The sequence below is a fragment of the Halobacteriovorax vibrionivorans genome (genome assembly GCF_003346865.1).
Lineage (GTDB): Bacteria > Bdellovibrionota > Bacteriovoracia > Bacteriovoracales > Bacteriovoracaceae > Halobacteriovorax_A > Halobacteriovorax_A vibrionivorans.
On sequence record NZ_QDKL01000002.1, the window covers coordinates 670343 to 695676 of the forward strand.

The 25334-nt window shown below is 36.0% G+C and carries 29 protein-coding genes; 14 read left to right on the top strand and 15 right to left on the bottom strand.

Annotated features, from left to right (window positions below; genetic code table 11):
- Positions 1-122 precede the first annotated feature (122 nt).
- Positions 123-647, bottom strand: a complete 525-nt coding sequence (locus DAY19_RS09080) for a peroxiredoxin (RefSeq protein ID WP_115361600.1) — start codon at positions 645-647, stop codon at positions 123-125.
- Positions 648-818: 171 nt separating this feature from the next.
- Between DAY19_RS09080 and DAY19_RS09085 the strand changes: the two genes are divergently transcribed.
- A complete protein-coding gene (locus DAY19_RS09085) occupies positions 819-1313 on the top strand; it encodes a methylated-DNA--[protein]-cysteine S-methyltransferase (protein WP_115361602.1) in 495 nt (164 codons plus the stop codon).
- Between the two features lie 34 nt (positions 1314-1347).
- Positions 1348-3288: a methionine--tRNA ligase gene (locus DAY19_RS09090; RefSeq protein ID WP_199506638.1), complete on the top strand. Its 1941-nt coding sequence runs from the start codon at positions 1348-1350 to the stop codon at positions 3286-3288.
- Positions 3289-3322: 34 nt separating this feature from the next.
- On the opposite strand, the gene DAY19_RS09095 is transcribed toward DAY19_RS09090, so the two are convergent.
- From DAY19_RS09095 to DAY19_RS09110, 4 genes are all read right to left on the bottom strand, one after another.
- Positions 3323-3976, bottom strand: a complete 654-nt coding sequence (locus DAY19_RS09095) for a hypothetical protein (protein ID WP_115361606.1) — start codon at positions 3974-3976, stop codon at positions 3323-3325.
- 149 nt (positions 3977-4125) lie between these two features.
- The gene (locus DAY19_RS09100) at positions 4126-4797 is read right to left on the bottom strand and encodes an ABC transporter ATP-binding protein (RefSeq protein WP_115361608.1); all 672 of its coding nucleotides are present in this window, start codon (positions 4795-4797) and stop codon (positions 4126-4128) included.
- Positions 4797-6038: an ABC transporter permease gene (locus DAY19_RS09105; protein WP_115361610.1), complete on the bottom strand. Its 1242-nt coding sequence runs from the start codon at positions 6036-6038 to the stop codon at positions 4797-4799. The genes DAY19_RS09100 and DAY19_RS09105 overlap by 1 nt, the downstream gene beginning before the upstream one ends.
- A 2-nt stretch (positions 6039-6040) precedes the next feature.
- A complete protein-coding gene (locus tag DAY19_RS09110) occupies positions 6041-6808 on the bottom strand; it encodes an efflux RND transporter periplasmic adaptor subunit (protein WP_115361612.1) in 768 nt (255 codons plus the stop codon).
- Between the two features lie 166 nt (positions 6809-6974).
- Here DAY19_RS09110 and DAY19_RS09115 point away from each other — a divergent pair, with 166 nt between their 5' ends.
- Positions 6975-8309 carry a sensor histidine kinase gene (locus DAY19_RS09115; protein ID WP_115361615.1) on the top strand — a complete coding sequence of 445 codons (1335 nt, stop codon included), beginning with the start codon at positions 6975-6977 and terminating at the stop codon, positions 8307-8309.
- Between the two features lie 19 nt (positions 8310-8328).
- On the opposite strand, the gene DAY19_RS09120 is transcribed toward DAY19_RS09115, so the two are convergent.
- Positions 8329-8721: a hypothetical protein gene (locus DAY19_RS09120; RefSeq protein ID WP_115361617.1), complete on the bottom strand. Its 393-nt coding sequence runs from the start codon at positions 8719-8721 to the stop codon at positions 8329-8331.
- Positions 8722-9011: 290 nt separating this feature from the next.
- A complete protein-coding gene (locus DAY19_RS09125) occupies positions 9012-9425 on the bottom strand; it encodes a VOC family protein (protein WP_115361619.1) in 414 nt (137 codons plus the stop codon).
- Between the two features lie 146 nt (positions 9426-9571).
- Here DAY19_RS09125 and DAY19_RS09130 point away from each other — a divergent pair, with 146 nt between their 5' ends.
- From DAY19_RS09130 to DAY19_RS09140, 3 genes are all read left to right on the top strand, one after another.
- Complete coding sequence (locus tag DAY19_RS09130; RefSeq protein WP_115361621.1) at positions 9572-10189, top strand: 2OG-Fe(II) oxygenase; 618 nt, start codon at positions 9572-9574, stop codon at positions 10187-10189.
- Positions 10190-10271: 82 nt separating this feature from the next.
- Positions 10272-10469 carry a YgaP family membrane protein gene (locus DAY19_RS09135; protein ID WP_115361623.1) on the top strand — a complete coding sequence of 66 codons (198 nt, stop codon included), beginning with the start codon at positions 10272-10274 and terminating at the stop codon, positions 10467-10469.
- 38 nt (positions 10470-10507) lie between these two features.
- Positions 10508-11062 carry a hypothetical protein gene (locus tag DAY19_RS09140; protein WP_115361625.1) on the top strand — a complete coding sequence of 185 codons (555 nt, stop codon included), beginning with the start codon at positions 10508-10510 and terminating at the stop codon, positions 11060-11062.
- Positions 11063-11082: 20 nt separating this feature from the next.
- Here DAY19_RS09140 and DAY19_RS09145 read toward each other — a convergent pair whose 3' ends face one another.
- Positions 11083-11535 carry a PPC domain-containing DNA-binding protein gene (locus tag DAY19_RS09145; protein WP_115361627.1) on the bottom strand — a complete coding sequence of 151 codons (453 nt, stop codon included), beginning with the start codon at positions 11533-11535 and terminating at the stop codon, positions 11083-11085.
- A 121-nt stretch (positions 11536-11656) separates the two neighbouring features.
- On the opposite strand from DAY19_RS09145, the gene DAY19_RS09150 reads away from it, so the two are divergent.
- From DAY19_RS09150 to DAY19_RS09160, 3 genes are all read left to right on the top strand, one after another.
- A complete protein-coding gene (locus DAY19_RS09150; protein WP_115361629.1) occupies positions 11657-12391 on the top strand; it encodes a hypothetical protein in 735 nt (244 codons plus the stop codon).
- A complete protein-coding gene (locus tag DAY19_RS09155; RefSeq protein ID WP_115361631.1) occupies positions 12366-13259 on the top strand; it encodes a patatin-like phospholipase family protein in 894 nt (297 codons plus the stop codon). The genes DAY19_RS09150 and DAY19_RS09155 overlap by 26 nt, the downstream gene beginning before the upstream one ends.
- Positions 13260-13336: 77 nt before the next feature.
- The gene (locus DAY19_RS09160) at positions 13337-14206 is read left to right on the top strand and encodes a mechanosensitive ion channel family protein (protein WP_158536861.1); all 870 of its coding nucleotides are present in this window, start codon (positions 13337-13339) and stop codon (positions 14204-14206) included.
- On the opposite strand, the gene DAY19_RS09165 is transcribed toward DAY19_RS09160, so the two are convergent.
- The 3 genes from DAY19_RS09165 to DAY19_RS09175 all read right to left on the bottom strand — a co-directional run bounded on the left by DAY19_RS09165 (position 14203) and on the right by DAY19_RS09175 (position 18165).
- Positions 14203-15135, bottom strand: coding sequence for a murein L,D-transpeptidase catalytic domain-containing protein (locus tag DAY19_RS09165; protein WP_133296930.1), 933 nt, complete (start codon positions 15133-15135; stop codon positions 14203-14205). The genes DAY19_RS09160 and DAY19_RS09165 overlap by 4 nt on opposite strands.
- 68 nt (positions 15136-15203) lie before the next feature.
- Complete coding sequence (locus DAY19_RS09170; RefSeq protein WP_115361637.1) at positions 15204-16619, bottom strand: MATE family efflux transporter; 1416 nt, start codon at positions 16617-16619, stop codon at positions 15204-15206.
- A gap of 31 nt (positions 16620-16650) precedes the next feature.
- Positions 16651-18165: a potassium/proton antiporter gene (locus DAY19_RS09175; protein ID WP_115361639.1), complete on the bottom strand. Its 1515-nt coding sequence runs from the start codon at positions 18163-18165 to the stop codon at positions 16651-16653.
- A 250-nt stretch (positions 18166-18415) separates the two neighbouring features.
- Between DAY19_RS09175 and DAY19_RS09180 the strand changes: the two genes are divergently transcribed.
- Positions 18416-18598: a hypothetical protein gene (locus tag DAY19_RS09180; protein ID WP_115361641.1), complete on the top strand. Its 183-nt coding sequence runs from the start codon at positions 18416-18418 to the stop codon at positions 18596-18598.
- Entirely contained in the window at positions 18586-19230 is a 645-nt protein-coding gene (locus DAY19_RS09185) for an O-methyltransferase (protein ID WP_115361643.1), read from the top strand. Before DAY19_RS09180 ends, DAY19_RS09185 begins: the two co-directional genes overlap by 13 nt.
- Here DAY19_RS09185 and DAY19_RS09190 read toward each other — a convergent pair whose 3' ends face one another.
- Positions 19231-19704: a chemotaxis protein CheX gene (locus tag DAY19_RS09190; protein ID WP_115361645.1), complete on the bottom strand. Its 474-nt coding sequence runs from the start codon at positions 19702-19704 to the stop codon at positions 19231-19233.
- Positions 19705-20065: 361 nt separating this feature from the next.
- Here DAY19_RS09190 and DAY19_RS09195 point away from each other — a divergent pair, with 361 nt between their 5' ends.
- Together DAY19_RS09195 and DAY19_RS09200 are read left to right on the top strand one after the other, a co-directional pair.
- Positions 20066-20773, top strand: a complete 708-nt coding sequence (locus DAY19_RS09195; protein ID WP_115361647.1) for a DUF481 domain-containing protein — start codon at positions 20066-20068, stop codon at positions 20771-20773.
- A gap of 8 nt (positions 20774-20781) precedes the next feature.
- On the top strand, positions 20782-21609 hold the full coding sequence (locus DAY19_RS09200; protein ID WP_115361649.1) for a mechanosensitive ion channel family protein: 828 nt from the start codon (positions 20782-20784) through the stop codon (positions 21607-21609).
- Between the two features lie 30 nt (positions 21610-21639).
- Here the strand turns inward: DAY19_RS09200 and DAY19_RS09205 are convergent, their stop codons facing one another.
- Complete coding sequence (locus DAY19_RS09205; protein WP_115361651.1) at positions 21640-23028, bottom strand: hypothetical protein; 1389 nt, start codon at positions 23026-23028, stop codon at positions 21640-21642.
- 100 nt (positions 23029-23128) lie between these two features.
- Between DAY19_RS09205 and DAY19_RS09210 the strand changes: the two genes are divergently transcribed.
- Entirely contained in the window at positions 23129-23818 is a 690-nt protein-coding gene (locus DAY19_RS09210) for an RluA family pseudouridine synthase (RefSeq protein WP_158536862.1), read from the top strand.
- On the opposite strand, the gene DAY19_RS09215 is transcribed toward DAY19_RS09210, so the two are convergent.
- Both DAY19_RS09215 and DAY19_RS09220 read right to left on the bottom strand, forming a co-directional pair.
- Entirely contained in the window at positions 23768-24523 is a 756-nt protein-coding gene (locus DAY19_RS09215; protein ID WP_115361655.1) for an HvfC/BufC N-terminal domain-containing protein, read from the bottom strand. The genes DAY19_RS09210 and DAY19_RS09215 overlap by 51 nt on opposite strands.
- Positions 24510-25322, bottom strand: a complete 813-nt coding sequence (locus DAY19_RS09220) for a DUF692 domain-containing protein (RefSeq protein ID WP_115361657.1) — start codon at positions 25320-25322, stop codon at positions 24510-24512. The genes DAY19_RS09215 and DAY19_RS09220 overlap by 14 nt, the downstream gene beginning before the upstream one ends.
- Positions 25323-25334: the final 12 nt, after the last annotated feature.

Sequence of the window (25334 nt, forward strand, 5' to 3'; positions counted from 1 at the left end):
GTCTATTTAATGATAGATTTTAACTATAAGAAAAGTTAAGTTATTCAATAGATATAAAGATCTTTAATAAATACAGTAACTTAGAACTAGTTCTAAATTACTGTATTTGATTTATTGAGGATTTATTTTCCGCTTTGGCTTTGTAATTTTGCAAGGTTTTTACTCACCTTGTCAGCATCTAGCATCGGATCGACATCGCGATCAAGTGCCACAATTTTTAAATTAGGATCAATAATAAAGGTCCATCTTTTTGACATATTAAAGACGGCCATCTTTGCACCAAACTTCTTCGTTACTTCCCCACTTTCATCAGAAAGTAAATCAAAAGTAAGGGCATGCTCTTCATGAAACTCTGCTTGATCCTTTACCGAATCAACGCTTATACCGTAGACTTCGGCTCCTAGCTTTCGAATAGATTTAATACTATCGCGAAAGGCACAAGCCTGTTTAGTACATCCAGGTGTTCCAGCTTTTGGATAAAAGTAAAGAACTGTCCACTTGCCTTTACGTGAGGCCATAGTAAAGTCTTTCCCTTTATGATTTTTAACTGTGAAGTCAGGAACTTTTTGACCTAGCTCAACATCCTTGGCCTGAGCGCTAAAGAACATAATTAAGGTTAGTAAAGGTATCTGAATAAATCTTTTCATTATAACTCCAGTGTATAAATAATAATTAAACTTTAACCTATAAAACTATATACGCAAAAATAATACAATTGGATCATATTTAAATTATTTCTAATATTCCTCTTCCTTCTTCACTCAAACTTGGCAAAACATAAGTTCTTCTTAAGATTTAAGAATGCTATAATCTTCTCTATGATAGGAAGCTTCACTGAAAGACAAATAGAATATCACTCGAAATTTGGAACAATCTATATTTGTGCTAATCCAAATGGAATTTCCTATATGGGCTGGGAAGACCAAGAACTCGACCCTCCACATCTAGATGATGATCAGCGAATTATCAAATATCTCCACGATGCAGAAGGCGAAATTGAAGAGTATCTTGCAGGTAGCCGCAAGAAATTCACGCTGCCAATAACTCTAACAAGAGGAACTTCTTTTCAAAAGAAAGTCTGGTCCGAGCTTCTAAATATTCCCTATGGTAAGACTACGACCTATTCAGATATTGCCCAAAAAGTCGGCTCACCTGATGCCGTCCAAGCTGTAGGAAGTGCTAACGGAAAAAATCCGCTATGCATCCTGATTCCTTGTCACCGCGTCATAAATAAGTCCGGTGAACTTTCAGGCTATGCTGGAGGAGCTCAAGTGAAAGAGGCCCTCCTCAATCTCGAGGGAGCTTTTGTATAGACGATGCTAGGCTCCAAATGTTAAATTATTTGTCATGACAAATGACAAGAATCAAAAGAAAAACATGCGTCCAAAACAGGACATTCCGACAATTTTATCTCGCGTTGAAAGACCTAAGAAGGCAGTCGTAACTGCAGGTATGCCATACGCAAACGGGCCAGTTCATATTGGTCACTTAGCAGGTGCACACGTTCCAGCTGATATTTATGCAAGGTGGACAAAACTTCTTATCGGTCAAGACAATGTTCTCTTTGTTTGCGGTACTGATGATCATGGATCAACAAGTGAAGTAGCAGCAAAGAAGCTAGGAAAAACAACACAAGAATTTATTGGTGAAGTTCATGCTAAGCAGTCCAAAACAATGGAGCGCTATTCTATTGGACTTGATACATATACAGGAACATCTCGTGAAGAAAATTACGAGGCCCATAAAGAACTATGCCAAGACTTTTTAAGAAAGATGCATGGTAATGGGATGCTTGATAAGAAGACAAGTGAGCAATGGTTTGATCCTGAATTAAATATGTTCCTTCCTGATCGCTATGTTCAAGGTGAATGTCCAAATAGTGAATGTTCAAATACAAAAGCATATAGTGACGAATGTGATGTTTGTGGGAAAAATTATGATCCACATGAATTAAAGAACCCTGTTTCAACAGTAAGTGATGCAACTCCTGTTCTTAAAGAAACTGATCACTGGTATTTAAATATGTGGAAAGTGACTGACCAACTTATAGAATGGTTAGATACAAAGCAAAAGACATGGAGAAAACCAGTTCTTCAAGAAGTATTTGGAACAGTTTATCCAAGTGTGATCTTTTCTAATAAATCAGAAGCAGATTACAAAGAAATTAAGGGAGATCTTCCAAAGCACAAGAGCCGTTACGCTCCAGGAAAGAAAGTTGTTGTTCAATTTGAAAACCTAGCTGACCTTGAAACAGGTAAGAAACAATTAACTGATAAAGGTATTGAGTGTGAACTTAATGATGCTTGGGCACATAGAGCGATTACTCGTGATGTTTCATGGGGAATCCCTGTTCCAACTGACCTTGATGAAGGGATGGAAGGAAAAACTCTCTACGTTTGGCCAGAGTCTTTAATTGCACCGATTTCTTTTACAAAAGTAGCTCTTAAGAAAAAAGGACTCGATCCGCAAACTTATAAGGATTTTTGGACAGACCCTGATGCCAATATTTATCAATTCCTTGGAACTGATAATGTTTTCTTCTACGTTCTCATGCAAGGTGCGATGTGGTTTGGTGCTCAAGAAGACCCAATGAGACAAGCGATTAAAGGGGAATTCCAACAAACAGATATCTTCTCTAATTTTCACCTACAAATTAATGGTGAAAAAATGAGTAAGTCGAAAGGAAACTTCTATACTGGTGATCAATTAATTGATGAGATGGGATACTCGGCAGACCAAGTTCGCTACTTCCTTTCAACTCTAAGTCTTTCAGAGAAAGCTTCTAACTTTGATTTTGAAGTTTTCAATGCCAAGAATGCATTCCTTGCAGGTCCAATGAATGCCTCTTTTGAAAAACCAATCTCAGCTTGTCACAAGCAATTTGGTGGCGTGGTTCCTAAGGGAGAGCTTATTGGTAAGACAGAAAAAGAGACTCTTAAGATCGTTCAACAATATACGAAGTTTATGGCAAAGGGAGAATATCCAAAGGCCCTTGGTGCACTAGAGAATTATGCTCGTATTATTAACGGATTATTTAATCAGTATAAACCTCACGATGATCGCTTTGATGAGAAAGAGCGTACTGATGCTCTTTATTCAAGCTTTTATATCCTAAGAAATATTCTTATTATGCTCTCACCATTTGCCCCTGAGACAATGGAGAAATTAAGAAAGTCCCTAAACCTTCCTGAAAGTGTTTATTCGATTGATGAGCTTAAAAATGCGTTCCCTGAAAATCATAAAATTGGGGAACAAGACGTATACTTTCCAGCAGTTGAAACTGAGTAAAGATAAAAGAAAAGGCCTCAAACGAGGCCTTTTTTTAATCAAGATCTTCTAGCTGACCTTTTATTTTATTCTTTAATTGATCAAAATTAATATCTTCAATTTCAACAATCATTCCTTCTTTTCTTCTTTGCGCTTCTACATCATCAAGATCATCTTCATCAGCAACTCCGATAACTTGTTCTAATGCAATAGACATATCTCTATGAACAAAAGGATCTAATTCATCAAGGCCTGCGGCCATTGCAGAACCAGCAGCTGTTCCAGTCGGCGCACCAAAGAAGAATCCTCCAGCAGCAGCGACACCTCCATCAAGACTAACACCTGTTCCAATATAGTAAGCAGCTGTTGCTTTTGCTCCGATAATTAACCCTAGATAAGCTGAAACAGCTAAAATAGCGACGTCAGCACCGGCAGCATAAAGAGCGTGGCGGCCATTCATATCGGCCATTTTCTTAATGTCACTTCTTGCAAAGGTACGATAATCAGAAAATAGATTTCGACATTTTAGCTCTTCCCTATTTCCATGACATTCTTCAAAGATATAGCGATCGTTTACGATTTCAGTGGCCTTGATATACTTGAAAGCAGTTTCTTCGGCCTTAATAAAAGTCGCAGCATAGTTGATTTGTGAAAGGAGTAGAACTCCTGTTAAAATAGTTTTCTTTAGTTTCGGGGATAGATTTTTCATGACCTAATATTATCAAGATTATGAATAATTATATCCAATCCTGTAACTTCTTTAGGCCATGAAAAATCTTTAAACACCCAATTATCTCATGAAATTCTAGCTACTTAGATAATTTAAAAGATAGTTTCTCACTTGGAATAACAACTTGATTATGCACCAGTATAAGTTTCTGAGACATGGCCATCAACTAGAAAGATTTCTCGTTCGGCCATTTTAGAAAAGCCGCGATCATGGGTTACCAAAGCAATAGTTGTTCCCTTTTGCTCATTAGTTTCTTTTAAAATATTCATTACCACTTCTGCATTAGTGGAATCGAGATTTCCAGTAGGCTCATCTGCAAAGATATAGCGAGGCTCCATGATTAATGCCCTTGCGATTGCAACCCTTTGTTGTTCCCCTCCAGACATTTGACTCGGCAATTTATTTGCGACATAGCCAATATTTAATTGCTCTAAAAGAAACCGAGCTCGTTTTTGGTACTCTTTTAATAAGCCTAAATTTCGGGGAGGTAGTAGGATATTTTCTAAAGCAGTCAACTCCGGCAATAGATAGTGAAATTGAAAAATAAAACCAATATGTCGACTTCTAAATTCATGAACAGAATCAACACTCATATGTGTTACATTCTTATTATCAATATAAATATGTCCTGAGGTTGGGTCATCTAGTGAGCTTATAATATATAATAATGTCGATTTTCCACTTCCAGAACGGCCTGCAATTGAAACAAACTCCCCGTCTTTAATCTCCATGCTAATATCATGGAGGATGCGTTGTGGAGGTTCACCAAACTCTTTAACAATATTGTCTGCTCGAATCATCACTCTCCCCTAATGATATCAATTGGAGTCATACGGCTTGCGGATAAGGCCGGTAAAAAACTTGCTATCAAAGAAGCGATAAGGGCCGCAAAGAATGAGATAGCATATGTCGATGGTGCATAATCAATTAATAAATGATTATTTCCACCAATATCAATATTAAGTTCAATACTTTCAACTAATCTACTGACAACATAACCTAAAATCATTCCCAAAATTCCACCACTTATTCCTAAGAAGATTCCTTGGTACATGATGAGCTCTAAAATTTTCTTAGGCGCATAGCCGATAGAACGTAATATTGCGATCTCTTTTCTCTTTTGGTTAATCATAATTGTTAGTACGTTATAAACACCAAAAGCAGCAACGATAAGTACTGCTATCGTAATAAAATAGCGAACCATATCCTGCATCATAATCATCTCCATAAACATGGGATTTGCCTCTCGCCAATCCTCAACTTTATCATGACTTAATAGAGACCATTGATCGGCCAATTCTCCAGACTTATCCATATTAAAGAGGGCCACTGCGACCTCAGAGATACGTCCAGGTGTTTTATTTAACTTTTGAACATCTTCTATATGAGCAAAAGCAATGGACTTATCAACATTTTCATCTCCAAATGAAAGAAGCCCTACAACCTTAAACGAACTTCTTTGATCCAGAGATCCTGTAACCACTTCAACAAATTGTCCGACACGTACACCTATTTCTTCAGCGGCCTTTACGCCAAGAATAATCTTATTCCCACCACTGGATAAAGAGGAGAAGTCTCCCTCTCTCATATAATCAGCTATTTTACTTACTCTAATTTGACGTTTTGCCTCAGTACCAACAAGGGCCAGATTATGAGTAAGGTCTCCTCTTTTAATCATGACCTGGATATTTAATCGCGGGCAATAGTCATAAACTTCAGGATGGTTTGAAAGACGATTTGCCCAACCTTGATAATTTTCTAATTTTGCTTCGCTTCGTTTTCCATAAGGAGGAGTAATCCAGCTCACCGTTTGATTAGCATAAAACCATTCATCCACAAGTTTACGATCGATAATATCCTCTCTTCCCGAGATGAGAATATGAGCCGTATTATTTAGTAGAGAATTAATAATATATTTGCGAAACCCTAGTTGTATTCCAGAGATTGAAACATAGAGCATGGTTCCAAAACTTATTCCTAATAGAATTAGAAACGTTTGCTTCTTCTTTGAAAAAAGTTGCTTCATCGCAAGAAAGAGCATCACTACCTCTTTATGAAAATAAGATCATCTAAATTGATATCACCTGAGACGACCTCAACCCACATGCCATCACTATTTCCAGTTGTGACATCCACTTTTTCTCGTTTCTTATTTCTCATGCGAAGAACTTTTCCATCGCTTATGGCCTTAACTGGAATGAGGAGTACATCCTTTTTCTTTCCTACTTCAATAACAACATCTGCTGTCATCCCAGGTAGAATACTCTTTTCAAGGCCTTCAACTTCAATACGTGTTATAAACTCTCCCTCTCTAGGATAGATTGTTTTCACATAGCCTTCATACTTAAGCTGAGACTGACTTTCAAAAACAAGTCTTGCTCTTTGTTTTGGTAAAACTCTTAAAGCAGCATCTTGCTCAAGTGATACTTCTACGTATTTTTGATTTAAATTTTTAAGTGTAAGAACTGTAAATTGAGGAAGTACAATTTCTCTTTCTTTATTTGCAACAAGAGTAACTGTTCCATCAAAAGGAGCTTTAAAAAGGACCCGACCTTCAAAGCTTATAAGACGATCTCCCTTCTTTACGCTTTGCCCCTCTTTAACGTAGAGCTTTTCAACTATTGATAACACTCCAATCTTTACGTTAAATTCCTGATCTGACTCCACTCTACCAAGTCCATATATCGCCTCAACCACATCACCCTTTTTAGGAGAAATTAATTCAAAGTTTTTTTTGAAATAAAAGACTCTAGCACCGATGGCCACTGCAATAAGAACGATTATAACTAATGCGATATAAACCTTTTTCAAGACATCCTCCGATTAATATCTAAAAATTTTCGCATATCTCATTATATAAGACCAAAGAAAAGCTAGTGATAAATATCAGTTTAATAAGTCAATAACATATAGCCTAAGATAAAGTTATAGTTTGTTATATTAATTAATTTGTCTTACCTAAAACAATAATTATAAAATGAAGAAAAGCTTACTATTAGGACTCAAGATGGCCGATAATATAAAAACTGCGACTTCTAGTATTAAAGAAGTCCTTCGAATTATGGACCTATGCCTAGGTTCATTTACGGCCATTTTATCATTTTCAATTTTTATCTATAATCTTACTAATGGTCTCGATCTAATCGGTCCGCTATTCATCTTATTCTTTCTCATTTACAACCTTGTTCTATCTCAAATCAGTATAAGAACGAGTAAATCCCAATTAGTAGAAGTCTTTAGGCACTTTACGACGCTAACCTTTCTATGTCCTTTAAGTCTAGTCTTGGTAAAAGAGCCCTTTTCACCATTTTGGTTTCTATATTTAATCATGATTGTTTCAAGTAGCTCGATCTTCTTTGAAGTATCACGTGGCCATCTATACAGTATCTACGCGACTATTTATGGCATCCTAAGTTATGTGATTGCTTCACTTATTTTGATTCCTGATAAGCCAGTAACTGAAATAGCTCTTCATGTTTGGGTCATGGGAATGCTAAGTTTTCTTCTTCATCAAATATTAAAACTTGTTGATCGAAGTTATCGCCGAGAACAACATAAGTCCCAGGAACTATTTGAAACCCTGAAAGATCTTGAAGAAGCACAACAAAGCTTAATCTACAGCTCAAGACTTAATGCAATTGGTGAAATGGCCGGTGGGATTGCCCATGAAATTAACAATCCTCTTACGATTATTTCCGGAAGTGTCTTTAAGCTAAAAAAAGAAATGCAAAGTAATTCTTTAAGTGATGAGGAATTAAAAAAGAATCTTGATCGAATCTCAGATACAGTGAAAAGAATTACTCAAATTGTCACAAGTTTGAGGATTGTCTCAAGAGACTCTTCTAATGGAGAAAAATTAATAGAAGTGCCAATTCGAGATATTCTTCAAGATGCTCTTTCAATTTGTAGTGAAAGGTTTAAGGCCCATGGCATTGATTTAAAGCTTAGTCTTGATGATGAAGAATTTGATACTCTCGTAAAGGTTGATCGAGTTCAGCTATCACAAGTATTTCTAAACTTACTAAGTAATTCCTATGATGCCATTGAAGGACAGGAAGATTCATGGATTCGAATTGAGGCTTTTGAAGAAGGAAAAATGCTAGTTATTAAATTAACAGATTCTGGAAAAGGTATCTCACAAGAACATCACGAGAAGATATTTGATCCCTTTTATACAACTAAGGAAGTTGGTAAAGGAACAGGATTGGGACTATCAATATCAAAGAGTATTCTAGAAAAAAACCAAGGAGAATTAACCCTCGATACACACGCTAAAAATACAACCCTAATAGTGAAAGTCCCAAAAGCTTAAAGCCTTGGAAGCGTAACTGCTAGAAACATGAGATAAAAGAGTCTCCGATACTTCCAAGAACAATTTCTCCACTTTCGTCGAGAATATTTCCATATGAATTCCCACCATCGCAATGGTCTTCCATAGAGATAACTATTGTATAGATATTTCCTGTTTGAGTTGCCTCTAATTGCTTAAGAACTAGTGCATCTGCACAATATTCATAATCAAATTCTTTAAATGCTGGATACTTTGAGAACTCTTCTTTTGTTAATTTTGGTAAACTCTCAGAATGAACTTCTATATACTCATCACGATCATAGCTTGAGGCCAGATCCACGTTATTTAACTCAGGACATGCCACAACCTGACCAGCAGCGACACTTGAAACAATCATTAATAATAGAACAACAACACTTTTCGCTTTCAACATTTTCAACCTCGTAATTTTTAATTCGAGGCATTTTTATCCAAGACTAAACAAAATCACAATTATATTAAAAATATGAAAGACATATAATAATTAGATATCACACTCATACATCAATGGCCCTTCTTGGCCCAAGGTTGTCGAAGCTGGCCCACGGGAGGTTGTAACCTCATCGGCATCATCATATTGCATGAATGATCCAATAAAGGCAGTGAACAATATTAACAAGAATAATGGTGTCGCAAATTTCATATTAAGCATAATTACTTTATCGACACAATTGGTTGAGTTCTTTAGTCCAGATTCACTAAGTGCCCGTCTTTACTAGGAGATTGGGTAATTTCCCAGCGATTTTTGTCCGGATCAATGAGTAGGAAACTCTTTTCTCCCCAAGGATGATCCTTTGGCTCTCCACTCACTTCAAAGCTAAACTCAGACTTTAAGTTCATAAGCTGCTCATAGAATTGGTCCACATTTTCAACCGTAACTCCGTAAGAGACTTGAGCAGGATTATCAATGAGTTCAAAATAGTCTTTGGCCTTGCCCACTGGCCTAAAAAAGGCCACGCGACTCTTGTCTGGTAGAACAAAGTCAGCGAAGTCTTCATTTGCAAAATGGGCCTCAACTTCGAAGACGGCCGTAAAAAACCTTGAAATATTAATAACATCTGATGATGTTATCACTAAGTGAGAAAGTGCTTTTATCATAATCGATCCTATTTTATTTAATGCTATTACATTTTTATTGACTTAGATAGGTTTCCAGCATAAATCTTCTTATCAGTTTTCTGATCCAGTTTTAGTGGCCATCCTTCCTGCCACTTTTTTCGGTGCCTTTTTTGATAAAGCGCCTTGTGAGAACATTTAAAATGAAAGAGCTTGATAGGCTTGTCGATTCTCTAGCAAAGAATCGATACTATGTGAGTGATACACTCATTAATAACGAACTAGTGCGTGCTTTAAAAGATGAAGCACTTAGTCGTTTTGAAGTTGGTGAATTTGATCAAGCAAGAGTTGGCAGACAACTCACAAAACGACTCGATCAGCATATCCGAAGAGATAAAATCTCATGGATCTCTTCTGATACAAATGAGCAGACTAATGCCTTGAAAGAATATTTTAGCTTTCTTAACCAATTAAAAGATTATTTAAACCCTCTCTTCTATCTCGGGATTAGAAATTATGAGGGCCACTTTGCCTTCTACGATACTGGTGCCTTCTATAAGAAGCATGTTGATCAGCATCGAGGAAGAGGTTTGAGGCGTCTAAGTGTTATTCTCTATCTAAATGATATGAATGATGGAGATGGTGGAGAGGTTGTTCTCTATGATTTTAATCATCACGAAAATGTTCTTGATACAATTCGGCCAAAAGAAGGTCGACTTTTAATTTTTATCTCTGAAGACTTACCCCATGAAGTTCTGACTGCTCATATGCCAAGACTTTCTCTAACGGGGTGGATGAGAGCATAGAAAGATCAAGAAATTTTAAACCTTATTAATATTAATATGAAATAAAGATTTCATAATAAGAATTATTTCAAAGGAGCCTAAAATGAAAACTAATGAAGGAAATGCAGATCGCATTCTTCGCATCGTAGCTGGTGTAGTCCTATTATCGCTAGTTTTTGTGGGTCCTAAGAGTAACTGGGGCTATATTGGTCTAATACCTCTCGTAACAGGGCTCTTAGGAGTATGCCCAGCTTATAAACTCCTAGGTCTCTCTACTAGAAAGGCCCATCCTACTAAGTAGATATGTGTTATACTCTATTATAGAGTGAGGACATATCTGTGAACGAAAGAGAATTAATCAAATCAGAGCTAGGCTTTGATCAAGTATCCTTATACATTGATGATCGTAGTTATTACTTCTTTTTTATGAAGCATAAGAAAGAGAACTACATGGTTCTTTTAAAAAATGAAATTGAAAAAAAATCACATGAAATGCTTAGAAATTTTTCCAGTGATTTTCCTGAACTGCCAACCTTTCTAAAAGAAACGCAATCTCTAATGCTCTTTGATATTCCAAACGGAAAATTAACAAGACTTGTTGAAGAAAAAATCGATAAGGAAATTTCGGGCCAGGCAAAAAAACTACAACAACGTCTTAATGAATTTGTTCTTCAATATGGCTACTACTGGAACTGGGAATTAAATTACTTTTTTGTAACGAATAATCAACTTATGTATATTGACTTAGAAACTTTAGAGATTGGCACAAAAAGTCGAATACTTGATATGCCAATCTATAGTGAACTAAGTCTTGAACAAAGAGTTAGACTCAAAATTAAAAGAGAGAATAAACAACTAAGTAATCACGCCCGCTTTACCAAGTGGCTTAAATAACAGCTTCTCAGTCCTAATTCCTATCCCTTAATTCCACAGCGTGAAAATGCTTCTGGTAGAGAAAGTAAATTTAAGCCTATCTCTTCATCCATTTTTCTTTCAATTCTTTGTGTTATTGGAAAGAAATAAATTTCAGTAGTAACTGCAACCTTTGCTCTAAATAAATGGCCACCTTTACAAGAGAAGTCTTCATCACCTAATACTGTGTGAATATGAAAGAATGGCCTTCCATCAAGATATGATAAGTTTCCATCCAAACTTAATAATTCGAAGTCTCCATTGAATTCTTTTCTGTCGTACGTTTTTGTTTCAAGGTGATAAAAACCTAACTCAACTTCTTTTAATGCCCCAATACCTTTGAGCATTCCCGCTGACAGCTCTTCGGCCACTGCAAACTCTTCGAGAGCAGAAAATAAATCTTCGTCTTTATATAAACGAATTAAATAACATTCCTCTTGCTTGATATATTTCATGTTAAACTCCTGAATTTACACAAATTATACAATGAGAAGGGCCTCCAGTCCCCCCGCACTGCACCCTGAAAATCTTCTAGCCTTGATGGACGCTAGCATTAAGCAATGCTAAACATAATACATGTATAAGATGCGTAAAATTCTCTTATTTTTCACAATTATTTCAGGACAAATAATTTTTGCATCAGAATGTTTTAGTGAGCACTTAAAAGAAGCTATTGAACAAAATCGCCAGCGTAGAGGCTTCTATGCATCAATATCAAATAATAAAAGTAAGTCCATCTCAAATAAATTAATATTTGCTGAAAAAATCGCCCACTTTTATTCAAAAGGCCTAAATAAGAAACTTAGGTCCTATCGTGAAGCAGGTATTCCAATTCTCTGTCTTGATTTCATTGAAATGAGTAAGTCACCGACCTATCTAGGTAAACAAGCTCCTCCAACTCTTATGTACAATGAAATAGATAGCATAGGAGCTAAAGACCTTAAAAAGAATCTAAAAGAGATGCTAAGTGAAGACAGATTTCACCATATTACTGACTTTATCGAAGAAGAACTATCAAATGAGATCAAATATGGGCCATACAATTGCCTCTTTAAACACGTCCTTGAATCTCTTGGGCGCACATCATATCTAACTCCTTACTATATAGAACATGCCAAGAGCATTGGCCTGAAGTCACCTCAAAAGCTTCTAAAGAATTATCTTAAGATGAATATCTCAGCATTAAGCTTTGCAAGATATCTCGACAAAAAAGCTAGCTCTCTTCAAGAAAAAGGAATTGGTATTTTATGTAGAGATGTTCCTCATATTCCGTTAAGATTAGACTATGAGATGGAACTTTCTAAATACTAAAATTGGTGTGGCCTTTGGCGGTGGAGCTGCTAAAGGAATTGCCCACATCGGTGTACTTAAAGCTTTTGAAGAAAAAAATATCAAGATATCGTACGTATCTGGTACAAGTGTTGGCGCAATTGTCGCTTCCTACTATGCGTTTGGAAAGAATTATGAAGACTTCCAAGAGCTTGCAAAGAAACTAAATTATAAAGACTCAATAAGCTGGACTATTCCAAAGAAAGGCTTCTTTAGTACAAAATCAATTAGGGAAATGATCATCAAGGACCTGGGAGATGTAAATATTGAAGATGCACAGATCCCTCTTGCAATTTGTACAACTGATATTTCAACAGGAGAGCAAGTAATCTTTCACAGAGGAAACTTAGCAGATGCAATTTGTGCTTCAGTATGTGTGCCAGGGGCCTTTATTCCTCAAGTAATAGAAGGGAGAACCCTCGTCGATGGAGGAATCACGGAGAATGTTCCCGTCTCACCTCTTTATAAAATGGGTGCTGGAATTATCGTTGCGGTTGATTTAAATGGTGTACAAAAATACCAAGAACCAGATGATACATTTGCCATAATTAGCAATGCTATGGATATTGCAATTGACTTAAGAACAAGAGAACAAATTCAAGATGCAGATATCATCCTATCCCTGGATCTTAGTAAGTATAATCGTCTTAATAACTCAAAGTGTATTGAAGAGCTCATTAACGAAGGCTATAGGCCAATGATCGACTCACTTTCAAGTCTTTCATGGTATCGCAATGCTAATTATATCGAGTTTCTCAAAAAGCTGATCATTGAGTTTCTACCGTTTAGGATACCACGCGTTATTTCTAATATTTATAAAAAGAAACTTTCTCAAATTTTTATTAAATAATTAAATTATGAGAATGATTTTTTATTTTTCATAATTTTATCGTTATCATTAAGATATAAATTAAAATGGAGTTTAATTTGTTTAATCACGAAAAAATGATTTCACTTCTAACAGAGAAGCTTTCTCTTTGGTATGAAGCCGTTATCAAAAACATTCCCAATCTTGTTGTTGCCTTTGTCGTTCTTATTTTCTTCTTCTATCTAGGGGGAGTGATTCGAAAGGGAGTTAATAAAGTACTTCCAAAAATTTCTTATAAGAGATCTGTAAATAACTTGGTAAGTTCAATTGTAAATATCGTTGTCATTTTAATTGGTGTCTTTACAGCTCTTGAAATAATGGGGCTTGAAAAGACTGTTACTTCAATTCTTGCCGGTGCTGGGGTTATTGGTATTGCTCTTGGTTTTGCCTTTCAAGAGATTGCTGCAAACTTCGTAGCAGGTCTTCTTATCGCTTACCGCGAACCTTATCAATTAGGAGATATCATTGAAATCGATACTATTATCGGACAAGTTACAAATATAGAATTTAGAATTACATGTGTAACAACTTTCCAAGGCCTTGAGGTCTTTATTCCTAATAAAGATATGTTCACTAAGCCTTTTATCAATTACACAAGTACACCAAGAAGACGAGTTGATCTAGCTGTTGGTGTTTCATATCGCGATGATCTCGATAAGGTCGAGCAAGTTACAAAAGATGCCCTATCTTCAATCAATGGCCGTATTGATGATATTCCGGTTGAAGTCTTCTTTGAAGAATTTGGCGATAGTTCAATTAATTTAAGTGCTAGAGTTTGGGTTCACTACAATAATGGAAATGCATATTTTCAGGCACGTCATGAAGCTGTAAAAACTATTAAGAAGTTTTATGATGAAAATGGAATTACTATCCCATTTCCTATTAGAACACTTGAGTTTGGAAATTCTTTGGACGTTAATAAAGGCTAATTACACATCTGTTGCCAGCCTTCAACTTCGGCCAGAACTTTCTTATGATCTTCTCGGCATCCCTCTATTGGTACGTATGAGTAATAGAGGGAGCCATTACTAATTTTCTCCATTACATCACGACCTTCACCTGGAACAAAGGCAGGACATCCAAAGCTTCGCCCCATAACCTTTCCTCGATTATAATAAGCTTCATGCATAACAACACCTTGTGACATGGCCTTATCATTAACTCCATCAACGAGCCCTTCCATTCTCATGCCATTATAGTTTCGCCCATTCACACTAAAAGTTGGCCAACCTCTTTGACCCTTAACCCTTTCGTCATGAGAAGCAGACATATAGAAGTTTGCAGTTTTAAAAAAGCCAGGACGTGTCATTGCCCATTGGTCATGCTTTTGTCTTGTTCGTGAGTTTTGAGGGATACGACAACGTCTCATCATCCCATTATGATTAGAAGACTTTATTACTTTTCCATCTTTGATTGTAGCGTCACTATACTTCACGCCACCAAGTGAGCCACTACCATGAGAAACTTTCTTATATTCCACTTCTCCTGTTTTCATATTCAACAGAAAGAAGCGCTTTTGAGTAGAGCTTTGTGAATAGTCTGCAATTGAAATATAATTCTTATTTTTAAAAGTATTTTTATGATCTCGATAATAAAGTAGAGCTTGCTTTAGTGCATCTTCAGGAACACCTTGGTCTCTAAAGTCCTCAAAGAAATTACATTCTTCTCCACGATAAATATTATCTGTGACTTCAAAAACATCATCAATTGCATCAAGAATAATTTGAATCTCTGGTAAGACATCTTTTGGGGCACATTCAATGCTAATTTCTGGATCTGACTCGTAAGAAGTTGGAATAACCTCTTCTGCAAGTATCGATAATTGCATGAATAACATTGAAAATAAGAATAACCTCACATCTCCCCCTAGATTCCTTATCGGAGGAAATGATCGAAACTTAATAAAGAATGTTGACGTTTAAAGGACTACTCATAGCCTATATCGTCTTTAATAACCTCTTCCATCACCTTATTTTCTTGAGGTGTAAAGACATCAGTTAGGTTCTTTATCCATCTATTCTTCTTGATAATTGTAATTGCCATTGCCGCACCTAGAATATTTCCAACGACAAATGAGAAATAAATTCCAACTTGAGCTAATTGAGTATGTTTTGAAAGAAGATAAGCAACAGGAAATCTGATTACCCATAATGAAATGATGGCCACCATCATCGAGATCATTGGACTTCCCCCACCTCTCATGGCACCGGAACATACTTGTTGAACACCTATGAGTCCAAAAGTTAGAGCTATAACGCGAATAAATACTGCGCCTTCTTTAATGACGGCAAATTCTCCAGGGACAAAGATTTGCAATGTTTGCTCTGCAAAGATAAAGAATCCAATTCCAGCAATGGTTAGAACAATAAAGATGACCCATAATGCTTTACTGGTAACTTCTTTTGTTCTCTCTATCTTTCCTGCTCCAATATTTTGTCCTACTAAAGTTGATGTTGCCATGGCAAAGCCAAGACTAGGAATAATCATTAAAGTTAATACACGAATTCCAATTCCATATGCAGCGAGAACGACATCTCCAAAAGTAGCGATAAGGAAAGTCATAATTGTCATGGCCAGTGCACGTGAAGATTGTTCAGCAGAAGCAGGGAAACCTAGATTAATAATTTTCTTAGCAAGAGTGAAATCAAAATCAATCTTTTTAAAATTAATTTTTATTCCACCTTTTCCTTTTGCTAAAAGATATAAGGCGATAATAGCAGAAAGCCCCTGCGTGCAAATAGTTGCAAAAGCAGCTCCATCAACACCATATGCAGGAACGGGGCCCCATCCCATAATTAAAATCGGATCAATTATAAAGTTTAAGATGACAGAGAAGAGAACAATATAAAAAGGAGTCTTCACATCTCCAACACCACGATAAAGAGACTGGAACATCATATAAAGATAACTAAATATAAGACCTATGAATGATATTCTAAGATATGATGTTGTAATCTTTTGAATCTCTACCGTTGGTGTCATCGCCTCAATAACATAAGGAATAACTGCATAAGCAATCCCAGCAAGTAGAGCTGATGTAGCGAGTATAATAATTAAGGTATGAAGACATACCTTAGAAACCATCGGTGTATTTCTTTGGCCTGTGTACTGAGCAACTAAAATCGTTCCACTAACAGCAAAGCCTGCTCCCATAGAAATTAATAGAAATAAAATTGGAAATGAAAGTGAAAGTGAGGCTATAGCATTTGTCCCTAAGCGACCCACCCAAAATGTATCAGTCAACTGATAGGCCGTTTGTAAAAAATTTGCCATAACAATTGGAACTGACAACTTAAATAAAGATTTGATGACAGATCCTTGTGTAAGATCTCTTCCTTCCACAAATATCCTTTAGTTCGTGACTTAACTAAGTTTAGGCCACTTTTAATTCCTCCGTATCATCAACTTCTTCAATCAAATCTTCAATCTTTTTTTTTATAAAACACTCTTGAGCTTTTTCTAATTCTTCTTTTAGTTTAGTTACTAAAAGAATTTTATCCCCTTTTTCAAATACAGTGGCACCATCTGGAATAATAAAAGCGCCATGCCTCTTAATGAAGAGTACAACTGAGCCAGTTGGTAGACCAAGATCAACAACACGATTATCAACAGCAAAGTCAGTCTCTCTAATTTCAAGTTGAACGATACCGTGCTTTGTTTGCTCAAGTAGCTCTAAGTCCACAGGGAAATTCGCTTCATCTTCTTGCTCAACGATAAGCCCAAGCTTTCTTGCCATTATCTTCAACGTTGAGCCTTGAATTAAGGCAGAAATAATAACAACGAAGAAAACAATATCAAAAATAGTGTGAGCACGCTCCCCCATGTGAGTTGCCGCAAAGCTTGCAAAAACAATTGGCGTTGCACCCTTAAGTCCTGCCCATGAAACAAAGATCTTTTCATTTAAGTTAAAACGACTTTTTACAAGACAAAGAAATACACTAATTGGCCTGGCCGCAAAAGTTAGGAAGACAGCAATTAACAAACCAGTTGGAGCAATACTTGGTAGTCGGCTTGGAAATACGAGAAGTCCAAGCATAACAAATAGTCCGATTTGTGATAGCCAAGTCATTCCATCAAAGAAGAGTGTTAGTAAGTTTTTATGTAGGATCTTCTTGTTTCCAATAATCATCCCAAATACATAGACGGCCAAGAAACCATTTCCACCTAGCTTTGTAGTTACAGAATAACCTAAGAAGAGAGCAGCTATTGTTAATGGAGGGTATAGGCCATTGTAGTCTAGTTTTATTACATTATTAATTAGGATAAATGCACGAGCAATAACCCATCCACCAGCAAGTCCAATGGCCGGATTTGAAAAAAGAAGAAAGGCGGTATCCTTTACATCTCCAATCCCCTGCTCAATAAAGCCCAGAAGAACGGAAACAAGAAAGTAGGCCATCGGGTCGTTACTTCCTGATTCAAATCTTAAAATATTTTTAACATCACCTACTTGGGTATTTGGATCTTTAAAAGCTGAAAAGACTGCAGCTGCATCGGTTGCTGATAGAATGGCACCGATAAGAAGCGACTCTAATATTCCAATATCAGTGATAAGATGAGTGAAGCCACCAACTAAGAGTGTTGTAAAGACAACCCCAAGAGAGGACAAGGCCACACCGCGACCAAAGTCGCGCTTTATTTTATTAAATGGAGTTTCAAATCCACCAGTGAAAATTATTAAACAAAGAGCAACAAGACTTAATGAATGAGTTAGTTCAAAATTGCTAAAATTGATGCCTCCGATTCCATCTGAACCAGCAAGCATTCCAATAATAAGAAAGAGGATTAGAACAGGTAGACCAAATCGACTTGAGGACTTACTCAAAACCACGCTTAGTAGTAAAAGAATTGAAGACCCCAAAAGGAAATTATTTAAAAACTGCTCCATCAAAGCATCTTATCGGTTTATTGGCACAAAACTTTAGTAAAAACATCGGGTTATTTTGTTAATTATTAATATTTTCATACTCACTATACCGATTGATATTTAAAATTCTCTAATTTTTCTAATAAACAACCAAATAAGAAAAAGTAAACAAAGAGAGATTAGGATCTAAGCTGTGAATTTTATGTAACTTAGTATATTAAATTCCCCTAGACAAAAAGGGCAAAAGCAACTTAAGTTTGAAAAGTCTTATATGACACAAATACCTAAGTGTTTGGAGCTCAAAGAGAGTCTTGATCGCTACCTTTCACCTGGATTTAAATATATCATTAAATACAATGCCTATATCTCAATGTTATTTCTCTCAAAAGAATTAACAAGCGTGTGCGATGAGATCAGTGGTAATAAATTAATCGAGTTTCAATGGAAAATTTAGAATTAGTTGAAGAATATTGCTTAAAGAAATCAAATACTCCAAGTGAGCTATGTGTTCAACTTGGAGATTATACAAAGGATAAGCATCCTCTTGGCCACATGATCTCTGGTGAATTGGTTGCTTCACTTTTGGGCTTCTTCATTAACCTTAATGAATATAAGAACATTCTTGATATTGGTACTTTTACTGGTTACTCAGCTCTTTCGATGGCCGAGTTCTTACCAGAAGACGGTAAAGTGATAACTATTGATAAGAATAAAAAAATAAATACTTTTGCAAAATCTTATTGGGATAAAAGTCCACATGGTAAAAAAATTGAAGCTTTATTTGGTGATGCAAACCAGGTGCTAGAAAGTTTAACTGATCAAAGCTTTGATTTAGTTTTTATCGATGCAGATAAAGGAAGCTATAAGAATTATCTTGAATTTGCTCTTAAGCTACTTTCTACAAAGGGCGTTATCGTGGTTGATAATGTTTTACGAGCAGGACGTGTTGCAACTGATGATATGCCAAGTGAGGATAAGTCAGTAAATGCAATCGCTGAGTTCAATGACTACGTTGAATCTCGAGATGATCTTTTTAAAACAATGCTTCCAATAAGAGATGGACTTTATTTAATTCAAAGAAAGTAATTATTCATCAATGGTAAGACTCATATAGAATTTCTTCTCATTCATTTCGCCAGGTAATTGAAATGGAATCGTCACTGTACGAGGCCCTGTAATTCGACTTTCATCAACCTTCTCACCACATATGACTTCAGGAGTTGCTCTTTCAACTGTTAAGCCTGTGATCTTATTGATATCGGCCTTAGCTTGTCCTAATACCATATTTACGAACTCACCAGCAGAATCACAGATATCATCTGAAATCTCGCTTCTTTGTTCAGAGAACATATGGTTATAAATTGCTAGGTAGCTGTTTTTAGGAAAGCAGATTGCTAATTCCCCTGTTATCCTTTCGCTCTTTATCGTTATAAGACCTACAATTTCCAATGCCTCAGAAAACTCAATATTTGGATTTACCTCTCCAGCTAGTAGAGGAATATTTAACTGCTTCTTAAATACTTCTAGCAACGCATTCAAAAATGGCTCGATCAACTCCATTAAAACTATCTCCGTCTTATCAACTAATTTGATTTTAATTGGTTAAAGCATTTACTACAAATGAAGACCCATTTTGCCCTCATGTTTGATTCATTTAATAGACTTTTTTAGTTAACTACTTAACTATCTGATATTTCATCAAGGCAATCATCACTGACAAATAATGGTTATCTAAACACAGAGATACTTGGCAGTTTTCATCGTATTTTGGAAGTTAAAAACAAAGTTAACTCATTAACTACCCTGCATCACATTGTATAGGGTTAGGTCAAAGTAAATTTGAGTTAATTATATTAGACAGTTTTAAGACCAATGATTATAAAAATAAATATAGAATACTTACATAAATAAAGGATTTTACATGTTTAAAATAGTTTACGCTTTTCTAATTTCTACAATCTTATCTTCGAGCGCATTTGCGCAATTCACTTCGGAAGATGAGCTGACATTTATCACTTCAGGTGGAAATACAAATAATAAGACTTATGAATTTGCCACTCGAAATTCTTATAAATGGCCAAAGAATAAGTTCACACTTAATGGATCATACTCACGTGGAGAATCCGATGGTGTTTTAGATGATGATAATTGGACCGCTCTTTTAAGATTTGATCACGACCTAAATTCTCGCCTTGATATCTTTGTTGCAGACTTTTTTGAGTCTGATCAATTCAAAGGTTTTTGGGCCAGAAATAACATCGATATTGGTCTTCAATATAAATTAGTCGATGAAGAGAAACTAAAGGTCTTAATTGAAGCAGGTTATCGTTATACTCGCGAAAACTTTGTTCAAGACGAACCAGATAATCATGAGCATAAACTGCGTTTATATTCTGAAGTTAGCTATATCTACACTAAAGGAATTGAAGCAAAGTACTGGGTAGAATATATTCCAAGTTTAGAAAATAGTGAAAACTATATTGTAAAAATGGAACCATCACTACTAACACTAATCAATAAAACATTTACATTAAAATCAGCTGTACTATGGGAATATGAGAATGAGCCAGTAGAAGGTCGCGATCAGCATGACTATAAGACAACACTTAGTCTGATTGCAAAGTTCTAGGAGAGATGATGAACGAATTATTAAATGAAGCAAATATTGAAAAGGTAACAAAGCTAATGGCCGAATATGGGTTTATCCTTGTTAAGGTCATCATTGTACTTGTCGTTGGTTTAAAACTTATAAGCTATATTGAGAAGTTTTTCCAAAAGGTTTTAACTAAAAAGAAAGTTGATGTTTCAATTAGAAAGTTTATCGTAACAATCATTAGCATTACCTTAAAGGTAGGTCTTTTAATCTCAGTCGTAGGTATGGTTGGTATTAAGACGACAAGCTTTGTTGCTCTACTCGGTGCCGCTGGTCTTGCTGTCGGTATGTCTCTTAAAGATGCTCTAGGAAATCTTGCTGGTGGCGTTCTCATCCTTTTCTTTAAGCCCTTTAGAGTTGGTGACTTTATCGAAGGCCAAGGTTATTCGGGGAAAGTTAGAGAGATTGGATTATTTTGTACGAGTCTAAACACACCAGATAATAAGCGAGTAATCCTTCCAAATGGTGGCCTATCATCAGGAAGTATTGTTAACTACTCTGCTGAAGATGTGCGAAGAGTGGATCTTGTTTTTGGGATTGGCTATGATGACGACATTAAGAAGGCCAAGGAAATACTTAATAAATTAGTTAATGATCACCCTCTAACTCTAGATGATCCTGCACCAGTAGTTGCTGTCCTAGCACTTGCAGATAGCTCTATTAACTTTGCGGTTAGACCTTGGGTTAAATCAGCTGATTATTGGACTGTTCACTTTGAGCTACACGAACAAGTTAAATTAACTTTTGATAGCGAAGGAATTTCAATACCATTTCCTCAAAGAGATGTTCACTTATATCAAGAAAGTAAGTAAAAATATAAGCAAGGTTTTAGGGAGAGATCCCTAGAACCTTTGTTCAAAGCCGATTCCCAAGTAATGCTGAAGGTCTAAACGATCGTCGACAAAAGATTGTCCATAAAGTTCATATAAACGATTATAATAATCATCTTCAACACCCATTCCAACTTTAAAAAACACTCTCGACTTATCTCTTTCATAGAGGTTTGCTCTCGCCTCGACTCCATAGTTTTCATTAACTTCATTCAATTGAGTTATTTGAGCATCGTAATAAAAGCGCGTCTCAACAATTGGAAACTTCGACTTGTCATCATTGTTGATTTTAATTTTTAAATCTCCACCGATTGAAATAAAGTTCTCATTTCCACCGATATAAGAGACTTGCCCTCCGGTATAAACCTCAGAAGAAAGGGAGACTTTGTTATCAGGGTCTGTTAGATCAATGATTTTACCTATTCTTATATTTGCTTTAGGAGACATCACTCGTTCCATATGCTCAACATTCTCATACTGAACAGTCCCATTTTCTTGAGTTAACTCATGCCATCCTCTTTGAGTCGATGCTGCAAGACCTTTATCATCAAATGTTGTAATACCAACACCAACTTCAACAAAAGTAGATTTATCATCACCAATGCGACGATAAACCTTGATATCTAAATCATCTCGATTCAAAGCTTCTTGATTCCAAGTACCGTCCTCATTCTGATAACAATGTCTTTGATACATCAGTCCACCAATTTCAACTATTCCACAAGGCTTAGAAACTAGCTTTGTATAGACTTTAGAACTGTAACTAATAGATAACTCTCCATTTTCATATTTGAACCTGGCCGAAGGTTTTGCTCCAAAGGTTAAGCCTCGGTCATCTCCTTCAAACGTATCCCTCTTTTCATACTCAGTTACACCAACAAACATTAGTGCACCATGCAGAGGATTATCATTACTAGTGTTTAACTCAAATTCTGCAGATTGAAGTTCTCCAAGACCTAGAAAACTATCCTTCTTTAATTCAATCTTTGGAATTTCCATATCAACAACAAAGTCTGGACTCTCTTCATTGATTGAGATTCTTGAATCTCCACAATCGTAATCTTTAGCATTATTAATGGTTTCAAAATCCGAAAGAGCTGAAGAGAGAACTTCTTCAGGAGCAGCATCCCCCATTCGATATGTATTCTTAATCAGCTTAAGTCGCTCCTCAAGCTTCTGGCGATCCTCACTTGGGACTTGAATGAATTTTTCCAAAATCATATCGCGATAGCGAAAACGTGGGTATTCCTTTAAAAAATTTCCATTTTTAAAGATGAACTTATCTTCATTTCGATCATATTCAATTTGTATCTTTTCATGGCGATAAATAACACCAGACTCATTTGCAAATGAAGACAGGCCAAAAAGTAATAAGAATGACGTTAGAGACACAATTTTCATAACTTACTTATCGGTCACATCTTGGCCAAAACCTTATATTTCTTATAATATCCTTTTAAATCCGTATACTTAGCTAGTTAAAGTCTGGTATAAACATTTGGTGAAAAAGAAAATCCAAGTTCTATTTGAAGATGAGCACTATATTGCGGCCACGAAACCAAGTGATCTGCTAGTACATCCTTTTAAGGCGAGAAGCCAGGATCGTCGCAGCCTTCTTAGATCACTCAAGAAGCAGACCGATCTCTACCTCTTTCCAATTCACAGACTCGACAAGCCAGTATCTGGAGTCGTTCTCTTTGCAAAGAGTAAGGAAGCGACTCGGCTGATGAAAGAACAATGGAATAGTGAGAATGTTTCAAAACACTATATTGCAATGGTAAAGGGAGTTACTGAGACTGAAGGTGTCTATGACTTCCCCATTAAAACAGACAAGGGACTACAAGAGGCCAAGACTTCATTTAAAACTCTTACATCAAATGATGAGTATAGCTTAGTTGATATTGAGATATTCACAGGTCGCCAGCATCAGATTCGAAAACACTTTTCAAGAAGAATGCACAATCTTGTAGGTGATACGAAATACGGACATTCTTCGATTAATAATATCTTTAGAAAGGATTATAAATTCTATCGAATCTTTCTCCATTCTTATCAGCTTAGATTTATCCATCCCTTCACAAAAGAAGAAGTCATAATCTCATCTCCAGTAACTGAGGATTGTATACATATTGCTAATGATTTATTTCAATTCGATCTTACTAATATAGGAAATGAAGCCAAAGAAAATTGACCATATCGCTGGATCACTTAACTTCTCTTCTTCAATACCTTCAACTGCCTCTAATATTGTTTGAGACTTTTCAAGGTTTCTAAGTAATAAGTAAAGTCCTTCTGATAAAATTTGAATTTGGACACGCTCATGATTCTTATAGAGAAGAGTGTATTCTTTATTTTGAATTTCATTGAATGATTTATCAACGTCACCTTTTCGCATTTGCCAAAGCTGTGAAAGTTCAACATCACTTTCAAATAAGAAATATGAATTAGGAACTAGCTTTAACCTTTGTTCAAAGATGGCCTCTCCATATTTTTGAGGATCAAAACTTAGTAAGCAATCTTTTTGATGAAAGAGATGCCAAAAGGCACGTTCAAATTCAGCGAGATCCTTTATAAAACTAACATCATTGGCCTTCTCTGCGAGAAATTCAGGAAAGTCATCCCCATAATGAAGGAGATTGGTAAAACTTGAAGGATTTGCCTCCACGTATTCATATGAATAACTTAGAAAGTCTTCGTCACCTAAAACAAACCAACAAGCTTCGTAATTATCACCTAGGACTTCCTGTAAGCGAGCACGATAATCATTTTGATAGACTTCCATCACTTGAGAACTCGATAACTCTCCTATTGGTATCATCTCTTCGAGAATATCTTTTGAAATATCCTTTGTAATAACACCTTTTAAAAAGTCATTTTGAAATTTACTGTTGTTCATAAATCTCCTTTGACTTTAAAAGCTCTTTTTCAAGAGTTGGAAAATCAGGGATATCTTCATCCCACTCTAAAAGGATTGGTACATTAAATTTATGACAATACTTTTTAAATAATTTCCATACATCTTGATGTACTGGATGAGAGTGAGTATCAAAGAGATGAGTGCCTAAATCAGAAAAGCCGGCCAGATGAATTTGGGAAACATTCTTCGAATCAATCGTTTCGAAAAAATCTTGCGCTTCAAACTTTTGGTTAATGGCATTCACGTAAACGTTATTGAAGTCTAAGAGTATTTTACAACCTGTCTTATTAGCAAGATTATTTAAAAACTCGGCTTCACTCATCGTTGAATTTTTAAGAGTAAAATACGCCGAGAGATTCTCAAAAGTCATCTCTCTTCCATAGAAGTCCTGGGCCTTCATCACCTTATCAGCAATGCGATCGAGATTATCTTGTGTATATGAAAATGGTAGTAAGTTATGAAGATTTGAATGAGCATGCCCCGTCCAACACATATGATCACTTGTGACAAAGGGCTCAAATTGGTCATAGAGCTCCTTGGCCTTTTTCATATAATCAAGGTTTAGGTCTTCATCTGCGGCAATTGAAAGAGAGACCCCATGAAATGCAATGGGATAATCCGCTCTCACTTTTTCAAGCATCTTATATGGGCGACCTTTTGTTTCCATATAATTTTCCAATAAGGCCTCGAACCACTCGACTTCGGAGTGGTTCAAGTTCTCTTCTTTTTCTAAGAATGGAAAATGAGTATGTCTAAGACCGACACCATATTTATGCATAATATAACCTTA